Here is an 18816-nt window from a genome sequence, read left to right as displayed (position 1 = left end):
GAACCCCCCGTGCCCCCAGACCTCAGCCGGCCGGTCGCCGGCCCGCCCCCCGTCGCGAGCGTGCCGCCCGCGCCCGCCGGGCCCGCCGGCCGTCCCGCCCAGGCCCTGATCGCCCGGGCGCGGCGGCGCCGGCTGGTGGGGCTCGGGGTGATCCTGCTCGTGCTGGCGCTGGCCGCGGTGGTCTCCGTGGCCGTGGGCGCGCGCGGGCTGAGCCCGGCGGAGGTGTGGCGCGGCCTGTTCGCGGCCCCCGACGCCGACCGGCAGCTGACCGAGATCCGGCTGATCGTGCACACGGTGCGGCTGCCCCGGACGGTGCTGGCGATCGTGGCGGGCATCGCGCTGGGGGTGGGCGGCGCCCTGATCCAGGGCTACACCCGCAACCCGATAGCCGACACCGGACTGTTGGGGGTGAACACCGGGGCCTCGTTCGCCGTGGTGGCCGCGATCTCCCTGTTCGGGTTCACCGACCCCTTCCAGTACGTGTGGTTCGCCTTCCTCGGCGCCGGGCTCGCCGGGGTCGTGGTCTTCGGGCTGTCGAGCATCGGACGGGGGGCCGGCAACCCGCTGACCCTGGCCCTGGCCGGCCAGGGGGTGACCGTGTTCCTGATGGCGATGACCACGGCCGTCGCCCTCTCGGACAAGGCGGCGCTCAACGCGCTGCGGTTCTGGAACGCGGGCTCGGTGGCCGGGGTGCCCTTCGGGGTGATCGGCCCGGTGAGCGTGTTCGTCGGCGTCGGCCTGCTGCTCGCGGCCACCACCCTGCCGGCCGTCAACCTGCTCAACCTGGGCGAGGACGTGGCCCGGGGCCTGGGCGTGAACATCACGCGGATGCGGATCACCGGCATCGTCGCCATCACCCTGCTGGCCGGGGCGGCGACGGCGGCGTGCGGCCCGATGGCCTTCCTGGGGCTGATGGTGGCCCACGTGGCGCGGTACCTGGCCGGGCCCGACTACCGCTGGCTGGTGCCGTACGCGGGCCTGCTCGGCGCGGTGGTGCTGCTGGTGTGCGACGTGGCCGGGCGCCTGGTGGTGCGCCCGGGTGAGTTGGACGCGGGAGTTCTGGTGGCCCTGTTGGGCGCGCCGTTCTTCGCGATCCTGGTCTGGCGGGGGAAGTTCAAGAGCGCATGAACGCAACAGTGACGAAGTCCCGGACGACGCCGGGCGTGCGCCTAGGCGGCGTGTCCTTCGTGTGGCGGCCCCGCGTCGTGTTCACCACCCTGGTGATCACGGCGGTGGCCTTCCTGCTCTTCTGCCTGTCGATCGCGCTGGGGGACTTCCCCCTGAGCCTGTCGCAGGTGGTCTCGACCCTGTTCGGCTTCGGCGAGCAGGTCGACCAGTTCGTGATCATGGACCTGCGGATGCCGCGGGCCCTGGCCGGCCTCGTCGTGGGGGTCGCGCTCGGGGTCTCGGGGGCGCTCACCCAGTCCATCGCGCGCAATCCGCTGGCCAGTCCGGACATTCTGGGGGTCACGGGCGGGGCGAGCGCGGTCGCGGTGTTCCTGGTCACCGTCTCGGGCGGTACGGCCGGCGCGATCGTGAACTCGGTCGGGCTGCCGGCGGCGGCCCTGGCGGGCGGTCTGGGGACCGGCCTGCTGGTGTACTTCATGGCCTGGCGGCGCGGGGTGGACGGGTTCCGGCTCATCCTCATCGGCATCTCGGTGAGCGCGGTCATGCAGGCCGTCACCACCTGGCTGCTGGTCACCGCCGACATCCGGGACGTGGCCCGGGCCCAGGCATGGTTGGTCGGGTCCCTGGACGGCCGGTCCTGGGACGAGGTGTGGACGGCGCTGTGGGGGACCCTGGCCCTGCTGGTGGTCGTGGGCTGCGTGGCCTTCCAGTTCAAGCCCCTGCATTTCGGCGACGACGTGGCCGCGGGTCTGGGGGTGCGCTACGGGCTGGTGCGGGCGGTGCTGCTGCTGTGCGCGGTGCTGTTGGCCGGCATGGCGGTCAGCGCGGCCGGGCCGGTGCCCTTCGTGGCCCTGGTGGCCCCGCAGGTCGCGATGCGGTTGACCGGGTCCCCGACCCCGCCGTTCGTCGCCTCCGCCGCCACGGGCGCGGCGCTGCTGATCGGCTCGGACCTCGTGGCCCGGACCGCGCTGCCGGTCACCCTGCCCGTGGGCGTGGTGACGGCCGCGATCGGCGGGCCGTTCCTGGTGTACCTGCTGGTGCGGGCCAATCGCCGCTAGATGGTAGAAAGGTTAGGCAAGCCTAAACACTAGGGGGGGCCTTGGTCGCTCAGTCAGTCACCCAGCCGGTCACCGGGACGCCGTCCGAGACGGCCGGGTCGCGCCTGGCCGCCCGGGGGGTGAGCGTCGGGTACGGGGAACGGACCGTCATCGACGGTCTGGACGTGTCCGTCCCGCCCGGGGTGATCACCACCATCATCGGCCCCAACGGCTGCGGCAAGTCCACGCTGTTGCGGACCCTGGCGCGGCTGCTGAAGCCCTCCCGGGGCTCGGTCGTGCTCGACGGGGCCGACGTGGCCCGGCTCAAGACCCGGGACGTGGCCAAGAAGCTCGGCCTGCTGCCGCAGACGCCGGTGGCCCCGGAGGGGCTGACCGTGGCCGACCTGGTGGCCCGGGGCCGGCACCCGCACCAGGGCTGGCTGCGGCAGTGGTCCTCCGACGACGCCTCCGTCGTGGAACGGGCCCTGGCCATGACCGGGGTCGCCGACCTGGCCGACCGGGCGGTGGACTCCCTCTCCGGCGGGCAACGGCAGCGGGTCTGGATCTCCATGACCCTGGCGCAGGGGACCGACCTGCTGCTGCTGGACGAGCCCACCACCTATCTGGACCTCGCGCACGCCGTGGACGTGCTCGACCTGGTGGACGACCTCCACGAGTCGGGGCGCACCGTGGTGATGGTGCTCCACGACCTCAACCTGGCCGTCCGCTACAGCGACAACCTGATCGTGATGAAGGACGGTTCGATCCTGGCGCAGGGGCACCCGCGCGAGGTGGTAACCCCCGAACTCCTGTTGACGGCCTTCGGGTTGAAGGCCCGGGTGATCGAGGATCCGGTCGGGGACCGGCCGCTCGTGGTGCCGATCGGGCGCAATCACGTGCGGGACGCGACCGGCTGAACGGTACGCGATTCAACTTAGGGTAGGCTTACCTCACTTCCCTCGGGTACGGTCATCCTGCCCACAGGGGCCCGCAGTGACGGCATGAAAGCAAGGGATTTCCGGATGCTCCTCGATCGAACGACCCGTATGAAGCCCTGGCGGCGGGTGGCGGCCACGGTGTCCGCCGCGGCCCTCGGCGTGGGTCTCCTCGCCGGTTGCGGTTCCGGCGACTCGGAGTCGACCAAGAAGGACGACGCCGCCAAGGCCCCCGCGGCCTCCGGCGCCTTCCCGGTCACCGTGGAGCACGCGTTCGGATCCACCACGGTCAAGGAGGCGCCCAAGCGCGTCGTCTCCGTGGGCTACACCGACGACCAGACCATCCTGGCCTTCGGCGTCAAGCCGGTCGGCATGGTCGACCAGTACCCGAACCCTGCGGGCACCAGCCCCGACATCAACACCCAGTGGCCCTGGGTGAAGGACAAGTGGGGCGACACCAAGCCCGAGGTCATCATGAACAACGGTGACGCCGGCCCCAACTTCGAGAAGATCGCGGCCCTGCGCCCCGACCTGATCATCGCGGTCTATTCCGAGATCGACCAGGCCGGTTACGACAAGCTCTCGAAGATCGCCCCGACCGTCGGCCGCACCAAGGCCGAGAAGGAGCCCTTCAGCGCGAAGTGGCAGGACAACGCCCTGCACATCGCCACGGCGCTCGGCAAGGCCGACGAGGGTCGGACGATGATCAAGGGCATCGACGACAAGCTCGCCGCGGTCAAGAAGGCGCACCCCGAGTTCGCGAACCAGACCGCCGTCGCCCTGTCCTGGTACAAGGACTCCGTCGCCCCCTTCACCACCACCGACGTGCGCGGCCAGCTGCTGAGCGGCATGGGCTTCAAGGGCCAGACCGAGATCGACAAGATCGCCGGTGACAAGTTCTACACCCAGCTCTCGCCCGAGCGCATGGACCTCGTCGACGTCGACCGCGTCTTCGTCATCAACGACAAGGCCGACACGGACGCGCTGAAGAAGTTCGACCTCTTCGCCAACCTGAAGGTCGCCAAGGACAACAAGGTCTCCTACCTGCTCGACAGCGAGGGCCCGGCGGCCGGCGCGGCCCTCTCCCAGGCCACCCTGCTGTCCATGCCCTACGCCATCGACGAGCTCGTCAAGTCGGTCGGCTAGGTGTGAGCACCACGAACACGAGCGTCACCCCGGCGACCCTGCGCACCACGTCGGGCCGTGAGGCGGCGGGATGGGTCGCGGCACACTGCCGCGCCACCCCGTGGCTGACCGCGGCCACCGTGTTCAGCACGGTGGCCGGGGCGGCGCTGCAGATGCTCCCGGTCCTCCTCCTCGGCCGCGTGGTCGACGAGGTGACCGGGGGCGGGGCGAGCTCCACGCTCATCACGATCGGCACGCTGATGGTGGCCGCCGCGCTGCTCGGCGCGGCGGCCACCGCCGTGTCCACGTACCTGATCGGCCGGCTCGGCGCCGACCTGCTCGCGCGACTGCGCGAGGGCGCGGTGCGCGCGGTGCTGGCCATGCCGATCGCCCGGGTCGAACAGGTGGGCCGGGGCGACGTGCTCTCCCGGGTCGGCGACGACGTCGCCGTCCTGTCCAAGGGCATCCGCTCCGCCATCCCCACCGTGTTCTCGGCCGGCGTGCTGGTGGCCGTGGCCACGATCGGCATGTTCGGCCTCGACTGGCGGCTGGGTCTGGCGGGCGCCTGCGCGCTGCCCGCCTACGCCCTCGCCCTGCGCTGGTACCTGCCCCGGTCCGCGCCGCTGTACCGCACCCAGCGGGCCGCCCAGGCCGACCGCGCCCAGGCGCTGATCAGCGGCCTGAACGGCATCGAGACGGTGCGCGCGTACCGGCTGGAGGACAGGTTCCGCGAGAAGGTCGACGCCGACTCGCGGCGGGTCAAGGACCTCGGCATCGAGGTGTTCCGCTTCTTCGGGCGCTTCGTCGGCCGGGAGAACCGGGCCGAGTTCATCGGCCTGGTCCTGATCCTCCTGGTCGGCTACGCCCTGTTGGAGACCGGATCGGCCACCCTCGGCGAGGTCGCGGCCGCCCCGCTGGTCTTCCACCGGCTGTTCACGCCGCTGGGCGCGATCATGTTCACCTTCGACGAGGCACAGAAGTCCGGCGCGAGCCTGACCCGCCTGGTCGGCGTGGTCTCGGAGTCCACCGAGGAGCGCCTGGTGGGCGAGGACAAGAGCGGCCCGCTCGCCGGGGACTCGCACGCGGTGACGGTCAAGGGGCTGTCGTTCACCTACCCCGGCTCGCGGGACCCGGTGCTGCGGGAGGTCAACCTGAGCATCCCGGCCGGGGGTTCGCTCGCGCTGGTCGGCGCGACCGGGGCGGGCAAGACCACCCTGGCCGCGATCATCGCGGGCATCGAGCGACCCGGGACCGGCTCGGTCTCGGTGGGCTCGACGGACCTCGCCGACCTCGACGAGGTCGGGGCCCGCGAGCTGGTGAGCTTCCTGACCCAGGAGACGCACGTGTTCTCCGGCCCGCTGGCCGAGGACCTGCGGCTGGCCGCGCCGAAGGCCGAGGACGCCGAACTGCTCGCCGCGCTCGAACTCGTGGGCGCCGGCGACTGGGTGGAGGCGTTGCCCGAGGGCCTGTACACGGACGTGGGGGAGGGTGGGGAGCGGCTGGACGGCACCAAGGTGGCCCAGATCGCCCTGGCCCGCCTGGTCCTGGGTCGCGCTCCCGTGGTGGTGCTCGACGAGTCCACCGCCGAGGCGGGCAGCGAGGGCGCGGCCGAACTGGAACGGGCCGTGCGCGCCGCGTGCGCCGGTCGGACCACGCTGTTCGTGGCCCACCGGCTGACCCAGGCCATGGCCGCGGACCGGATCGCCGTGCTGGACGCGGGCCGGGTGGTCGAAGAGGGCACGCACGAGGAGCTGGTGGCCCTGGGCGGGCGTTACGCGCGGCTCTGGAGGGCCTGGAGAGAGGGTAGTTAGGTAAGCCTAAATTAAGTTAGGCTAGCCTTCGTACCTTGGAAGGGTGTTGAGTCATCGATGATGGAACCGAGCGCTCGTCTCGTGCTGATTTCCCCCACGCGCCTGGCCGACGTGCGCCGGCGCACGGGGGGCCACTCCGACCGGACCCTCGCCGGGGCCTGTGCCCACGGCCTGGCGTACTGGGCGACGGGGCAGAGCCCGGAGGGCCTCGACCTCGCCCCCGGCACGCTGTTCGTCGACCTGATCGCCTGGGTCGACAACGGCGGCCGCGCGCCGCTCGGTTGGGAGATCACCGAAACCGGCGCCGGTGACGGCATCGGCATCACCGTCCCCGAGGGCGTCGACCCCACCGACGCGCAGCGCGCGCTGGACGACCTCACGGACTTCCCCGACCGGCCCGTCTCGACCATCGGCCCGTCCGACGCGGCCGAACGACTCGACACCCTGGCCCGCTGGAACGACACCCACGCCGATCGCGTCCGGCCGAGCATCGTGGAGATGTTCGCCGAACAGGCCCGCCTGCGGCCGGACGCGATCGCCATCGTCGACGAGCGGCGCTCGCTCACCTACCGCGAGGCCGCCGAGACCTCCCGCCAACTCGCCCACGAACTCGTCGCGCGCGGCCTGACCGCCGAACAGGTCGTCGGCATCTCCCTGGACCGCTCCGCCGAGATGGTCCTCGGCCTGCTCGCCGTGCTCCAGGCCGGCGGCGCCTTCGTGCCGCTCGACCCGCAGTGGCCCGCCGCCCGCCGCGCCGTGGTCGTCAAGGACGCCCGCGTCGTCCTCCAGCTCAACCGCACCGGCGCGCACGAGGACACCGAACCCCCCGCCGTCGCCGTCGACCTCGACCACTGGGCCCACGCCGCCCGCCCCACCGACCCCACCGGGATCGGCGTGCACGGCACCTCGCTGGCCTACGTCATCTTCACCTCCGGCTCCACCGGCCGCCCCAAGGGCGCCATGATCCGCCACGAGGCCATCAGCGAACGCCTGCTGTGGCAGGTCGACGAGATCCTCGGCTTCGGCCACGACGACGCCTCCCTGTTCAAGGCCCCGCTCTCCTTCGACATATCCATCAACGAGGTGTTCCTCCCCCTCGTCTGCGGCGGCCGCCTCGTCGTCCTGCGCCCCGGCGGCGAACGCGACCCGCACCACCTGCTCGGCGTCATCGCCGAACAGCGCGTCACCTTCACCTACCTCGTCTCCTCCATGCTGGACGTCCTGCTGGAGATGGCCGGCGACTCCGGTCGCCTCGACAGCCTGCGCCACGTCTGGTGCGGCGGCGAGGTCCTCACCCCCGAGCTGTACGAGCGCTTCCGCGTCAAGCTCGACGGCGTCCCGATGTACCACGGCTACGGCCCGGCCGAGACCACGATCGGCGTCTCCCACGTCGTCTACCGCGGCGCGGCCGAACGGCTCTCCACCTCCATCGGCAAGGCCAACCCCAACACCCGCCTGTACGTGCTCGACGACGAACTGCGCCCGGTCCCCGTCGGCGTCGGCGGTGAACTCTACGTCGGCGGCTTCCTGTTGGGCCGCGGCTACGTCAACGCCCCCGGCCTGACCGCCTCCCGGTTCGTGGCCGACCCCTTCTCCGCCGACGGCTCCCGGCTCTACCGCACCGGCGACCTGGCCCGCTTCGCCCCCGACGGCTCCCTGGACTTCCTCGGCCGCGCCGACAACCAGGTCAAGATCCGCGGCATGCGCCTGGAGCTGGAGGACGTCGAGGCCGGACTCGCCGAACACCCCGGGGTCCGACACACCTGCGTCGTCGCCAAGAAGAACAGCGCCGGCGGCACCTACCTCGTCGGCTACGTGATCCCCGCCGCCGACGCCCCCGACCTGCGGGCCGAGCAGGTCAAGACATGGGCCGTCGAGCACATGGTCGAGTACATGGTGCCCGCCCACCTCGTGGTCATGACCGAGTTCCCGCTCACCCCCAACGGCAAGCTGGACCGGCGCGCCCTGCCCGAGCCCGAGATCGTCACCGGCACTCTCGTCCGACCCGCCACCGACGCCGAACGCGACGTGTGCGCGGCCGCCGCCGCCGTGCTCCGCCTGGCGGAGGTCGGCGTCGAGCAGGACTTCTTCCAGCTCGGCGGCGACAGCATCCTCGCCATCTCCCTGCTCAGCGCCCTGCGCGAGAAGGGCCTGTACGTCACCGCCGGACAGATCTTCGCCCACAGTGTCCTGGGCTCCCTGGCCGCCGTCGCGAGCCGCGAGGACGCGGGTCGCGTGGACCACGAGGACGTCCCCACCGGCCCCGTCACCGGCTCGCCCATCCTGCGGTGGCTCGGCGAGGCCACCGACGCCGTCGACGGCTTCGTGCAGTCCGTCGTGGTCAACACCCCCGAGGACCTCACCGCCGACGCCCTCGACACCCTCCTGACCGCCCTCGTGGCCCGCCACGACATGCTGCGCGCCCGCCTCGTGCGCGGCGAGCACTGGGGCTTCGAGATCCCCGCCGCCGACGAGGCCCGCGCCCACTGGCAGGAGAGCGGGCTCCCGCTCGACGCCTGCGTGGACCTCGCGAGCGAGGGCCTGGACCCCGACGCCGGCGTCATGCTGCGCGCCGTCTGGCGCCGGGAGGCCCGCCAACTCGTCCTCGTCGCCCACCACGTGGTCATCGACGGCGTGTCCTGGCGCGTGCTGATGGAAGACCTCGCCGCCGGTTGGCGCCGGCACCGCGAGGGCGCCCCCGTCGAACCCGCCCCCGTCGGCACCTCCTTCCGCCGCTGGACCCAGCTCCTCGAAACCACCGACTTCGAGGCCGACCGCGCCCACTGGTCCCGCCCGCTGCCCGGCCCCGACGCCCTGCTCGGCCGCCGCCCGCTGTCCCCCGAGGACACCGTGGCGCGGGAACGACACACCACCGTCACCGCCGACGCCGCCGTCACCGCCGCCCTGCTCGGCGAGATCCCCGCCAAGTTCCACGCGGGCGTCAACGACGTGCTGCTGACCGCGCTGGCCGTCGCCCTCGCCCGCTGGCGCCGCGACCGCGGACAGGAACAGAGCTTCGCCCACGTCGAACTGGAGGGCCACGGCCGCGAGGGCCGGCACGTCACGGCCGGCGCCGGCCTCGAACCGGACCTCTCGCGCACCGTCGGCTGGTTCACCACCCTCTTCCCGGTGACCGTCGACCCCGGCACCGCCGCCGACCTCACCGACCCCGCGTACCTCGCCGCCGCCCTCAAGGCGGTCAAGGAGGACCTCGCCCGCGTCCCCGGCAACGGCCTCTCCTACGGCGTCCTGCGCCACCTGACCGGCGCCGCGTTCCACACCCCCGCCCCCCAGGTGCTCTTCAACTACCTGGGCCGCTTCGACGCCGGCGCCGCCGGCGACTGGCAGCTCTCCGGGGCCACCGGCCAGCTCGGCGAGAAGCGCGACCCCCGCATGCGGCTCCAGCGCGCCCTGGAGTTCAACGCGATCGCCGAACCCGCCGCCGGCGGCGCCTTCGAACTCGTCACCACGATCTCCTGGCCTGAGGGCATGTTCACCGACGCGGACATCGACACCCTCGGCGGCCACTTCCGCGCGGCCCTCGCCGCGCTGGCCGCGCTGGAGGAGGGCGGCCACACGCCCGGCGACTTCCCGCTCGTGCCGCTCACCCAGGCCGACGTGGACGCCCTGGACGGGCCCGAGCTGCGCGCCGTGCTGCCCCTGACCCCGCTCCAGGAGGGCCTGTACTTCCACTCGGTCTTCGACGAGGACTCCGCCGGCAGCTACGTCGAACAACAGCTGCTGACGCTGGAGGGCGCCCTCGACGCCGAGCGGCTCGCCGCCGCCGCGACCCGCCTGTTCGCCCTCTACCCCAACCTCGCGGCCCGCTTCACGGCGCTCGCCGACGGCCGGGTGGTCTCCGTCCTGGAGAGCGGCGTCACCGCGCCCTTCACCGTGCTCGACCGCCCCGGCGTCACCGAGACCGAGATCCGCGAGCACGCCGAACGCGACCGCCGCGCCGGCTTCGACCTGGCCGCGGGCCCCCTGATGCGGTTCACCCTGTTCCGCGACACCGCCCCCGACCGCCACGTGCTGGTGCAGACCGTCCACCACGTCATCGCCGACGGCTGGTCCGTGCCGCCGATGCTGCGCACCCTGCTCGCCGAGTACCACGCGCCCGGCACCGTCCACCCGCGCGGCGGCTTCCCCGACTACGTGACCTGGCTCGCCGGCCGCGACGCCGAGGAGAGCGACCGGGTCTGGGGCGCCGAACTCGCCGACCTGCCCGGCCCCTCCCTCGTCGCCCCCGGCCACACCCCCTCGGACCGCTTCGCCGACACCACCGCCGACCTCGCCGACACCGGCGTCGAGGACCTCGACGCGGCCGTCCGCGCCGCCGGCGTGCCGCTGAGCGTCGCCGTGCACAGCGCCTGGGCCCTGACCCTGGGCGGCGTCCTGGGCTCCCGCGACGTGGTCTTCGGCTCCACCGTCTCCGGCCGCGACGCCGACGTGCCGGGCATCGGGGAGATGGTCGGCCTGTTCATCAACACCGTCCCGCTGCGCGCCCGCTGGACCGACCGGGACACCGGCCGCGAACTCCTGGCCGCCGTCCGCGAACACCAGGGCGCCGTCCTGCCGCACCAGCACGTCTCGCTGGCCCGCATCGGCCGCCGGGCCGGCGTCGGCTCGCTCTTCGACACCCTGGTGGTCTTCGACGTGGCCACCGACCTCGACGCCCTGCGCCGGCCCGGGGACAGCCTCGTGATCGGCGACCTCGTCAACGAGGGCGCCCCGCACTACCCGCTGACCCTCGTGGTCGAACGCGACCCCGACGGCCGCCCTAGCTTCAACCTCATCCACGACTCCGCCCTGCTCCGGGAGAGCACCGCCCGGGACCTCCTCGACCGCTTCACCCGGATCCTCGCCGGCCTGCTGACCCACCCCGACACCCCCGCGGCCGAACTCGCCGCGCGCTCCGTCCGCACCCCCGACCCGATCGCCCCGACCACCCTCGCCGAACTCTTCGACGAGGCCGCCGCCCGCCGGCCGGCCGCGACCGCCGTCACCCAGTGCGCCCTCGACGGCGGCAGCCGCTCGCTGACCTACGGCGAACTCGCCGAGGCCAAGGACGCCCTGGCCGGCGCCCTGCGCGCGGCCGGGGTCCGCCCGGGCCGCCGGGTGGCCGTCGCCGTCCCCCGCACCATCGAGCAGGTCGTCGCGCTCGTGGCCGTCGTCAGCGCCGGCGGCGCCTACGTGCCGCTCGACATGGCCTACCCCGACGAGCGCCTGGAGTACGTGCTCGCCGACTCCGCCCCGCAGGTCGTCGTGGTCGCCCCCGACCAGCGCGAACGCTTCACCGCCCTGCTGGACCGCGCCGGCGTCGCCGCCCGCGTCCTGGTCCAGGGCGAGGACCTCCCCACGGCGGACGCCCAGGCACCCGCGCCCGCCGCGGCCTGGGAGGACCCGGCGTACGTCATCTACACCTCCGGCTCCACCGGCCGCCCCAAGGGCGTGGTCGTGCCGCACTCCAGCGTGGTCACCCTCCTCGCCAACACCCGCCCGGACATGGAGTTCGGCCCGCACGACGTGTGGGTCCAGTTCCACTCCTACTCCTTCGACTTCGCGGTCTGGGAACTGTGGGGCGCCCTCGTCCACGGGGCGGAACTGCTGGTCCCCGACTACGCGCTGACCCGCTCCCCGGTGGACTTCCACCGCCTGGTCCGCGAGCGCGGGGTCACCGTCCTCAACCAGACCCCCTCCGCCTTCAACCGGTTCATCGAGGCCGACCGGCACGCCGGCGAACCGCTGCCCGCCCTGCGCCGCGTGATCTTCGGCGGCGAGGCCCTGGACCTGGGTCGGCTGCGCGGCTGGGTGGAACGCCACGGCGTCGACACCCCCGAACTGGTCAACATGTACGGGATCACCGAGACCACCGTGCACGTCACCCACCGGGTGCTGACCGCCGAGGACTTCGCCGGCGGCGACGTCAGCCCCATCGGCGGACCCATCCCCGGCCTGGTCACCCACCTCCTCGACGACGCACTGCGCCCGGTCGCCCCGGGCCGGGTCGGCGCCATCTACGTCACCGGCGACCAACTGGCCCTCGGCTACCTGGGCCGCCCCGGCCTGACCGCCGGCCGCTTCGTCGCCAACCCCTTCGCCGACGACGGCTCCCGCATGTACCACACGGGCGACCTCGCCGTGCGCACCCTCGACGGGGAGCTGGAGTTCGTCGGCCGCGCCGACGACCAGGTGCAGCTCAAGGGCTTCCGCATCGAACTCGGCGAGGTCGAGGCCGCGATCCGGGAACTCGACGGGATCGTCGACGCGGCCGTCACGGTCGCCGACAGCGGCGACCACCTCGTCGCCCACGTCGTGGGCCGGGCCCCCGCCGACCTGCCCGTGCGCCTGGCCGCCCGGCTGCCCGTGCACATGGTCCCCGGCCGGGTCCTGACCACCGACGCCCTGCCGCTCACCGTCAACGGCAAGCTGGACCGCAAGGCCCTGGCCGCGCGCGCCGCCGAGGACGAGACCCTGCCCGACAGCACCGCGCCCGACAGCACCGGGCCCGGCGTCCCCGCGGCTGCCGGGTCCGCCGTGCCCGCGCTCGTCGGCGTCTTCGCCGAGGTCCTGGGCGAGCCCGGGGCCCACGCCGACACCGACTTCTTCGCGGCCGGCGGCGACAGCATCGTCGCGATCACCCTGGTCAACCGCGCCCGCGCGCTCGGCCTGGCGATCTCCCCGCGCGAGGTGTTCCTGCGCAAGACCCCCCGGGCCCTCGCCGAGCACCTGCCCGCCACCAGCCAGGCCACCGCCCCCGCGACCGCGCCCGCGCGCCGCGCCGACGGACCCGTCCAACCCACCCCGATCATCCTGCGCCAGCGCGCCCTGGGCGGCTCCCTCGCCCGGTTCGCGCAGGCCAGGACCACGGAACTGGCCCCGGGCACGACCACCGCCGAGGTCCGCCGGGCCGCCGACGCCCTGGCCGCCGCCCACCCGGCCCTGCGCACCCGCCTGCGCACCGAGCACGGCGTGTGGACCCTGAACGTCGGACCGGCCCGCGAGACCCTCGTCCTGCGCGCCGACACCGGCGACGCCCAGGCCGCGGCCGACGCGGCCGCCGACCACCTCGACCCCGAGACCGGCCGGCTGCTCGTCCTCACCCACCTGCCCGCCGCCGACACCCTCGTGATCACCGCGCACCACCTCGCGGTCGACGCCGTCTCCTGGCTGATCCTGCTGGACGACATCGCCGCCGCCCTGCGCGGAGAGGAGATCGCCCCGCCGACCACCTCCTACGCCGAGTACGCCGAGGCCCTCGCCCTGCGGGCCGGAGCAGACACCGCCGACCTCGGGCACTGGATCCACACCCTCCAGGCCCCGCCGCTGCTGCCCGCCGTCGGCGCCCCGCGCGAGCGGACCGTCGTGCTGCCGCCGCTCGTCGCCGACCTGGTGACCCGCACCGCGCCCGCCGCCCTCGGCCTCGACCTGACCGAACTCCTCTGCGGCGCCCTGCGCGCGGCCCTCACCCGGATCCAGGCCGAACCCGCCGACCTCGCCGTCGAACTGGAACGGCACGGACGCGTCCCCGAGGCCGAACACCACGACTACACCCGCACGGTCGGCTGGTTCACCGCCATCGCCCCCGTCCGGCTCGGCGCCCACACCGACCCCGTCGCCGCCGCCCGCGAGCTCACCGCCCGCCGGACCGACGACGCCGGGCACGTGGGCTACGGCCGACTGCGCTACCTCAACCCGCAGACGGCGCCCCTGCTGACCGCCCGCCCCCAGGTCCTCTTCAACTACCTGGGCCGCGGCTCGGAGTCCGAGGTCCCGCGGATCACCGGCGGCGACCAGGGCAGCCCCTACGCCGTCGAGGTCAACGCCTGGACCGACCGGGCCACCGGCGCCCTGCACGCCGAGTTCACCCTCGCCGAGGAGATCCCCGACGAGATCACCGCCCACTGGCTGCGCGCCCTGGAGACCGTCGCGGACGCGGCCGTCACCGCCGAGCGCGTCGCCCCCGTCACCCCGCTCCAGCGCGGCCTGTACTTCCAGGCCCAACTGGCCGGCTCCACCGGGCACTACGTGGCGCAGAACTGGTTCGCCTTCGACCGCCGCCTGGACACCGCCGCCCTCGCCGAGGCCATGGCCGCGGTCATCGCCCGCCACCCCGTGGTCGGCGCCGGCTTCGCCACCGGCGAGGACGGCGACCCCGTGCAGACCCTCAAGGCCGGCCGGCGCGTCGACGTGCACACCGTCGAGGTCGCCGACGCCTCCGAGGTCGAGGCGCTGCGCGTGCGCGACCGCAACACCGGCTTCGACCTGACCGCGCCGCCGCTGGTCCGCCTGACCGTGGTCCGGCTGCCCGACGACCGTGACGGGCTGCTGCTCAGCTACCACCTGCTGCTGTGGGACGGCTGGTCCCGCGAGATCGTGCTGCGCGACCTGTTCGCCGCCTACGAGGCCGTCCTCGCCGGCGAACGGCCCTCCCACGCGGAGGCCGAGCCCCGCTTCGAGGACCACGCCCGCCGGCTCGCCGCCAAGGACCAGGCCCTCTCGGAGCGCTTCTGGGCCGAACACCTCGCTGAACTCCCCGGCCCCACCCTGCTCGCCGGCCCGGCCCCCGTCCTCACCGAGGACCTGCCGCCCGCCCGCGTGCTCACCCTCTCCACCGACCGCTCCACCCGCCTGCGGGACGCCGCCAAGCGGCACGGGGTCACCCTGAACTCCGTGCTCACCGGCGCCTTCGGCCTGTTCCTGGGCGCCCACACCGGCCGCTCCGACGCCGTGTTCGGCGTCACCGTCTCCGGCCGCGACGGCGAGGGCCTGTCCGAGATCGTCGGCGTGCTCCTCAACACCGTGCCCACCTGGACCAGGGCCGGGGCCCGGGACACCGTCGGGGAGTACCTGGCGCGGGTGCAGTCCGCCCGGGTCGAGGCCATGGAACACGAACACCTCGGCCTCGGCGAGATCCAGCGCGCCGCCGGCCACGAAGCCCTCTTCGACAACCTGTTCGTGCTCCAGAACTTCCTGGACATGGACGCCTTCGGCCGCATGAACGCCCGCCACGGCATCACCGCCGTCAAGGCCGACGACTCCACGCACTACCCGTTCACCTGGGTGGTCACCCCCGGCGACCGGCTCACGATCAAGCTGGAGCACCGCCACGGGGACGCCGACCGCGCCCGCCTCCTCCTCGACGACTACGTGCGCGTCCTGGAGGCCCTCGCCGACGCCGACGGCCCGCTGGGCGCCCTGCCGGGCCTCGGCCGGCCCGCCGCCCCCGAGGACCGCACCGAGATCGGCACCGACACCGTCGTGGACCGCTTCGACCGCGCGGCGGACCGCTTCCCCGAGCGCACCGCCCTCGTCTCCCACGGCCGCGCCATGACCTTCGGCGAACTCCGCGACCGCAGCCGGGCCCTGGCCGGGGTGCTCGCGGCCCGGGGCGTGCGCCCCGAACGGACCGTCGGCCTGGCCGTCCCCCGCACCCCGGAGTGGATCGTCGCCCTGTTCGCCGTGCTGCGCACCGGGGCCGCGTACGTGCCGCTGGAACTGGACCACCCGGACGAGCGGATCGCCGCCATCGTCGAGGACGCCCGCCCGGACCTGATCCTCACCGTCAGCGGTGTCTCCCACCGCCTCACCGGCGACCTGATCGAACTGGACCGCCCGCTGCCCCCGGCCGCGCCGGTCACCACCTTCGCCCCCGGCGACCCGGACCGGCTGCGACACCCCGCCTACACCATCTACACCTCCGGATCCACCGGCCGCCCCAAGGGCGTGGTGACCGAGTACGCGGGCCTCACCAACATGCTGATCAACCACCAGCGCCGGATCTTCGAGCCGGTGCTGGCCGAACACGGCGACCGGGTCTTCCGCATCGCCCACACCGTCTCCTTCGCCTTCGACATGTCGTGGGAGGAGCTGCTGTGGCTCGCCGACGGCCACGAGGTGCACATCTGCGACGAGGAACTGCGCCGCGACGCCCCGCGCCTGGTCGAGTACTGCGCGGAGCACGGGATCGACGTGATCAACGTGACCCCCACCTACGCCCAGCAGCTCGTCGCCGAGGGACTCCTCGACGACCCCGCCCGGCGCCCCGCGCTGGTGCTGCTCGGCGGCGAGGCCGTCACCCCCACCCTGTGGCGGCGCCTCGCCGACACGGAGGGCACGGTCGGCTACAACCTGTACGGGCCCACCGAGTACACCATCAACACCCTCGGCGTCGGCACCTTCGAATGCGAGGACCCGGTGGTGGGCGTGCCCATCGACAACACCGAGGTGTTCGTGCTCGACCCGTGGCTGCGACCGCTGCCGGACGGCGCCCCCGGCGAGCTGTACGTCTCGGGCGTCGGCATCGCCCGCGGCTACCTGGGGCAGAGCGCCCAGACCGCCCACCGGTTCGTGGCCTCCCCGTTCGGGGCCCCCGGCGAGCGCATGTACCGCACCGGCGACCTCGTGATCCGGCGCCCCGACGGCAACCTCACGTACCTGGGCCGCACCGACCAGCAGGTCAAGATCCGGGGCCACCGGGTCGAGCTCGGCGAGGTCGAGGCCGCGTTCGTCGCGCACCCCGCGGTGCGCTTCACGGCCGCCGTCGCCCAGCCCGACCCCCAGGTCGACGGCGCCCACCGACTGGCCGCCTACCTCGTCCTGGACGGGGCCGACCTGGCGACCGTGGCCGCCGAGGTGGGCGCGGGCCTGCCGGACTTCCTGCGCCCGACGCACTACGCCGAGGTCGACGCCATCCCGCTCACCGTGAACGGCAAGGCCGACACCAAGGCCCTGCCCGAGCCCAAGCCGCTCGGCGCCCTGCTCACCGACGGCGAGCGCGGCCCGGAGACCGAGACCGAGACCGTGGTCTGCGAGTACTTCGCGGAGACCCTGGACCTGGACGAGGACGAGGTGAGCGCCGTGGGCGACTTCCTCTCGCTGGGCGGACACTCCATGCTGGCCGTACGTCTGGTCGGACTCCTGCGCCGGGAGTTCGGTCCCCTGATCACCATCCGCGACCTGTTCACCCTCCGCACCCCGGAAGCGATTGCGCGCCACATCGATGACAACTCCTGACCCCCAGCGATCCCCCCGGCCGGGATCGGACATCCTGCGCACCGCCATCCGCCGCAACGCCGGCGCGATGGCGGGGGGCACCGTCCTCATGGGCCTGTACCAGGCCGCCGAGACCTCCTTCCCCATCGCGCTCGGTCTGATCGTCGACCACACGCTGCGGGACCGGAGCCCCCTCTCCCTGGCCCTGGCGATCGGGGCGCTGGCCGTGATCATCACGACGGTGTCCCTGTCGTGGCGGTTCGGGATGCGCATCCTGCAGAAGGCCAACACCACCGAGGCCCACCGGTGGCGGGTGCGGGTCGCGGCCTGCGGCCTGCAACCGGTGGCCCGGGACACCGGGCTGAAGTCCGGCGAGGTGCTGACCATCGCCACCGAGGACGCCGACCAGACCGCCGACATCGTCGAGGTCGTGCCCATGCTGATCAGCTCCTCGGTAGCGGTGCTGATCGCCGCGATCGCGCTCGGCCTGGCCGACCTGCGGCTCGGCCTGCTGGTCATGGTCGGCACCGTCGCGATCCTGTCGGTGCTGAGCGTGCTGTCCAAGCGGATCGGCAGCAGCACCAAGGAACAGCAGGCCCGGGTGGCGCGGGCCGGGGCGAAGGTCGCCGACCTGATCACCGGCCTGCGCCCGCTGCACGGCTTCGGCGGCAACCACGCGGCCTTCCGCTCGTACCGGAAGGTCAGTGCCGAGGCCCGGGACCAGTCGGTGGTGGTCGCGCGGGTCAACGGGGTCTACGCGGGCACCGCCCTGGCCCTGAACGCGACCCTGGCGGCGGCCGTCACCCTGACGGCCGGGTGGCTGGCCTTCGAGGGGCGCATCGGCATCGGCGAACTGGTCATGGCCGTGGGCCTGGCGCAGTTCATCATGGAGCCGCTGCGGCTGTTCTCGGACATGCCGAAGTACGTGATGATGGCGCGCGCCTCGGCGGAGCGGATGGCCCTGGTGCTGTCCGCGCCGCCGGTGGCCGAGGGCGGCGAGGAGCACCCGGCCCCGGGCGCGGGCCTCGCCGTGGACGGGGTGCGCTACGGATCCCTGCGCGGGGTGCGGTTCGAGGTCCCGGCCGGGCAGTTCACGGCCATCGCCGCCTACCAGCCGAGGGCGGCGGCGGAACTCGCCTCGATCCTGGCCCTGTCGGTGCCGCCGGAGGCGTACGAGGGCGAGGTGCGGGTCGGCGAACGGCGGCTCACGGAGCTGTCGGTGGCCGCGGTCCGCGAGCACATGCTGGTCAACCCGTACGACGGGGAGATCTTCGCGGGCACGCTGCGGTCCAACATCGACCCCTCGGGCACCAGCGCCCTGCTCGCGGAGGCCGTGGAGGCGTCCATGCTCACCGACGTGGTCGCCCTGCACCGCGAGGGACTGGACCACGAGGTCCGCGACCGGGGGGCGAACCTCTCCGGGGGGCAGCGCCAGCGGCTCTCCCTGGCCCGCGCCCTGGCCGCCGACACCGAGGTGCTGGTGCTGCGCGACCCGACCACGGCCGTGGACGCCGTCACCGAACAGCTCGTGGCGCGCCGGGTCGCGGACCTGCGCCGGGGCCGCACCACCGTCGTGATCACGAGCAGCCCCGCGCTGCTCGACGCCGCCGACCGGGTCCTCGTGCTCGACGAGGGCGTGGTCGCGGCGGAGGGCACCCACCGGGGGCTGTTGGCCTCCGACGAGGCGTACGCCCTGGCGGTCACCCGCTGACGGCCCGCCGCCGGTGACCCCGTGAACGAGAGGGGGCCGGGTCCGGACGCTCGCGTCCGGGCCCGGCCCCCTCT

The 18816-nt window shown here is 73.7% G+C and carries 7 protein-coding genes; all 7 read left to right on the top strand.

Features of this window, described 5'->3' with window-relative positions; all coding sequences use genetic code 11:
* Positions 1 to 105: 105 nt before the first annotated feature.
* The 7 genes from ACN20G_RS01295 (at position 106) to ACN20G_RS01265 (ending at position 18742) form a co-directional block, all read left to right on the top strand.
* Positions 106 to 1128, top strand: coding sequence for a FecCD family ABC transporter permease (locus tag ACN20G_RS01295; protein ID WP_424215321.1), 1023 nt, complete (start codon positions 106 to 108; stop codon positions 1126 to 1128).
* Positions 1125 to 2186, top strand: a complete 1062-nt coding sequence (locus tag ACN20G_RS01290; protein WP_424210828.1) for a FecCD family ABC transporter permease — start codon at positions 1125 to 1127, stop codon at positions 2184 to 2186. Before ACN20G_RS01295 ends, ACN20G_RS01290 begins: the two co-directional genes overlap by 4 nt.
* A 41-nt stretch (positions 2187 to 2227) precedes the next feature.
* Positions 2228 to 3082, top strand: coding sequence for an ABC transporter ATP-binding protein (locus ACN20G_RS01285; protein WP_424210827.1), 855 nt, complete (start codon positions 2228 to 2230; stop codon positions 3080 to 3082).
* Positions 3083 to 3187: 105 nt separating this feature from the next.
* Positions 3188 to 4246: an iron-siderophore ABC transporter substrate-binding protein gene (locus tag ACN20G_RS01280; RefSeq protein ID WP_424210826.1), complete on the top strand. Its 1059-nt coding sequence runs from the start codon at positions 3188 to 3190 to the stop codon at positions 4244 to 4246.
* A 2-nt stretch (positions 4247 to 4248) separates the two neighbouring features.
* Positions 4249 to 6036 carry an ABC transporter ATP-binding protein gene (locus ACN20G_RS01275; protein ID WP_424210825.1) on the top strand — a complete coding sequence of 596 codons (1788 nt, stop codon included), beginning with the start codon at positions 4249 to 4251 and terminating at the stop codon, positions 6034 to 6036.
* 57 nt (positions 6037 to 6093) lie between these two features.
* Entirely contained in the window at positions 6094 to 17052 is a 10959-nt protein-coding gene (locus ACN20G_RS01270; RefSeq protein ID WP_424210824.1) for an amino acid adenylation domain-containing protein, read from the top strand.
* The gene (locus ACN20G_RS01265) at positions 17039 to 18742 is read left to right on the top strand and encodes an ABC transporter ATP-binding protein (protein WP_424210823.1); all 1704 of its coding nucleotides are present in this window, start codon (positions 17039 to 17041) and stop codon (positions 18740 to 18742) included. Before ACN20G_RS01270 ends, ACN20G_RS01265 begins: the two co-directional genes overlap by 14 nt.
* Positions 18743 to 18816 lie beyond the last annotated feature (74 nt).

It is taken from the genome of Streptomyces dryopteridis (assembly GCF_049606955.1).
In the GTDB taxonomy this organism is placed as follows: domain Bacteria; phylum Actinomycetota; class Actinomycetes; order Streptomycetales; family Streptomycetaceae; genus Streptomyces.
Note: the sequence above shows the minus strand (reverse complement) of the source record. Positions and strands in the feature narration are given on the sequence as shown.

Bases quoted from the DNA above. Each gene is read 5' to 3' on its own strand.
- ACN20G_RS01290 (WP_424210828.1), top strand. From the start codon at position 1,125: ATGAACGCAACAGTGACGAAGTCCCGGACGACGCCGGGCGTGCGCCTA.
- ACN20G_RS01265 (WP_424210823.1), top strand. From the start codon at position 17,039: ATGACAACTCCTGACCCCCAGCGATCCCCCCGGCCGGGATCGGACATC.
- ACN20G_RS01270 (WP_424210824.1), top strand. From the start codon at position 6,094: ATGATGGAACCGAGCGCTCGTCTCGTGCTGATTTCCCCCACGCGCCTG.
- ACN20G_RS01280 (WP_424210826.1), top strand. From the start codon at position 3,188: ATGCTCCTCGATCGAACGACCCGTATGAAGCCCTGGCGGCGGGTGGCG.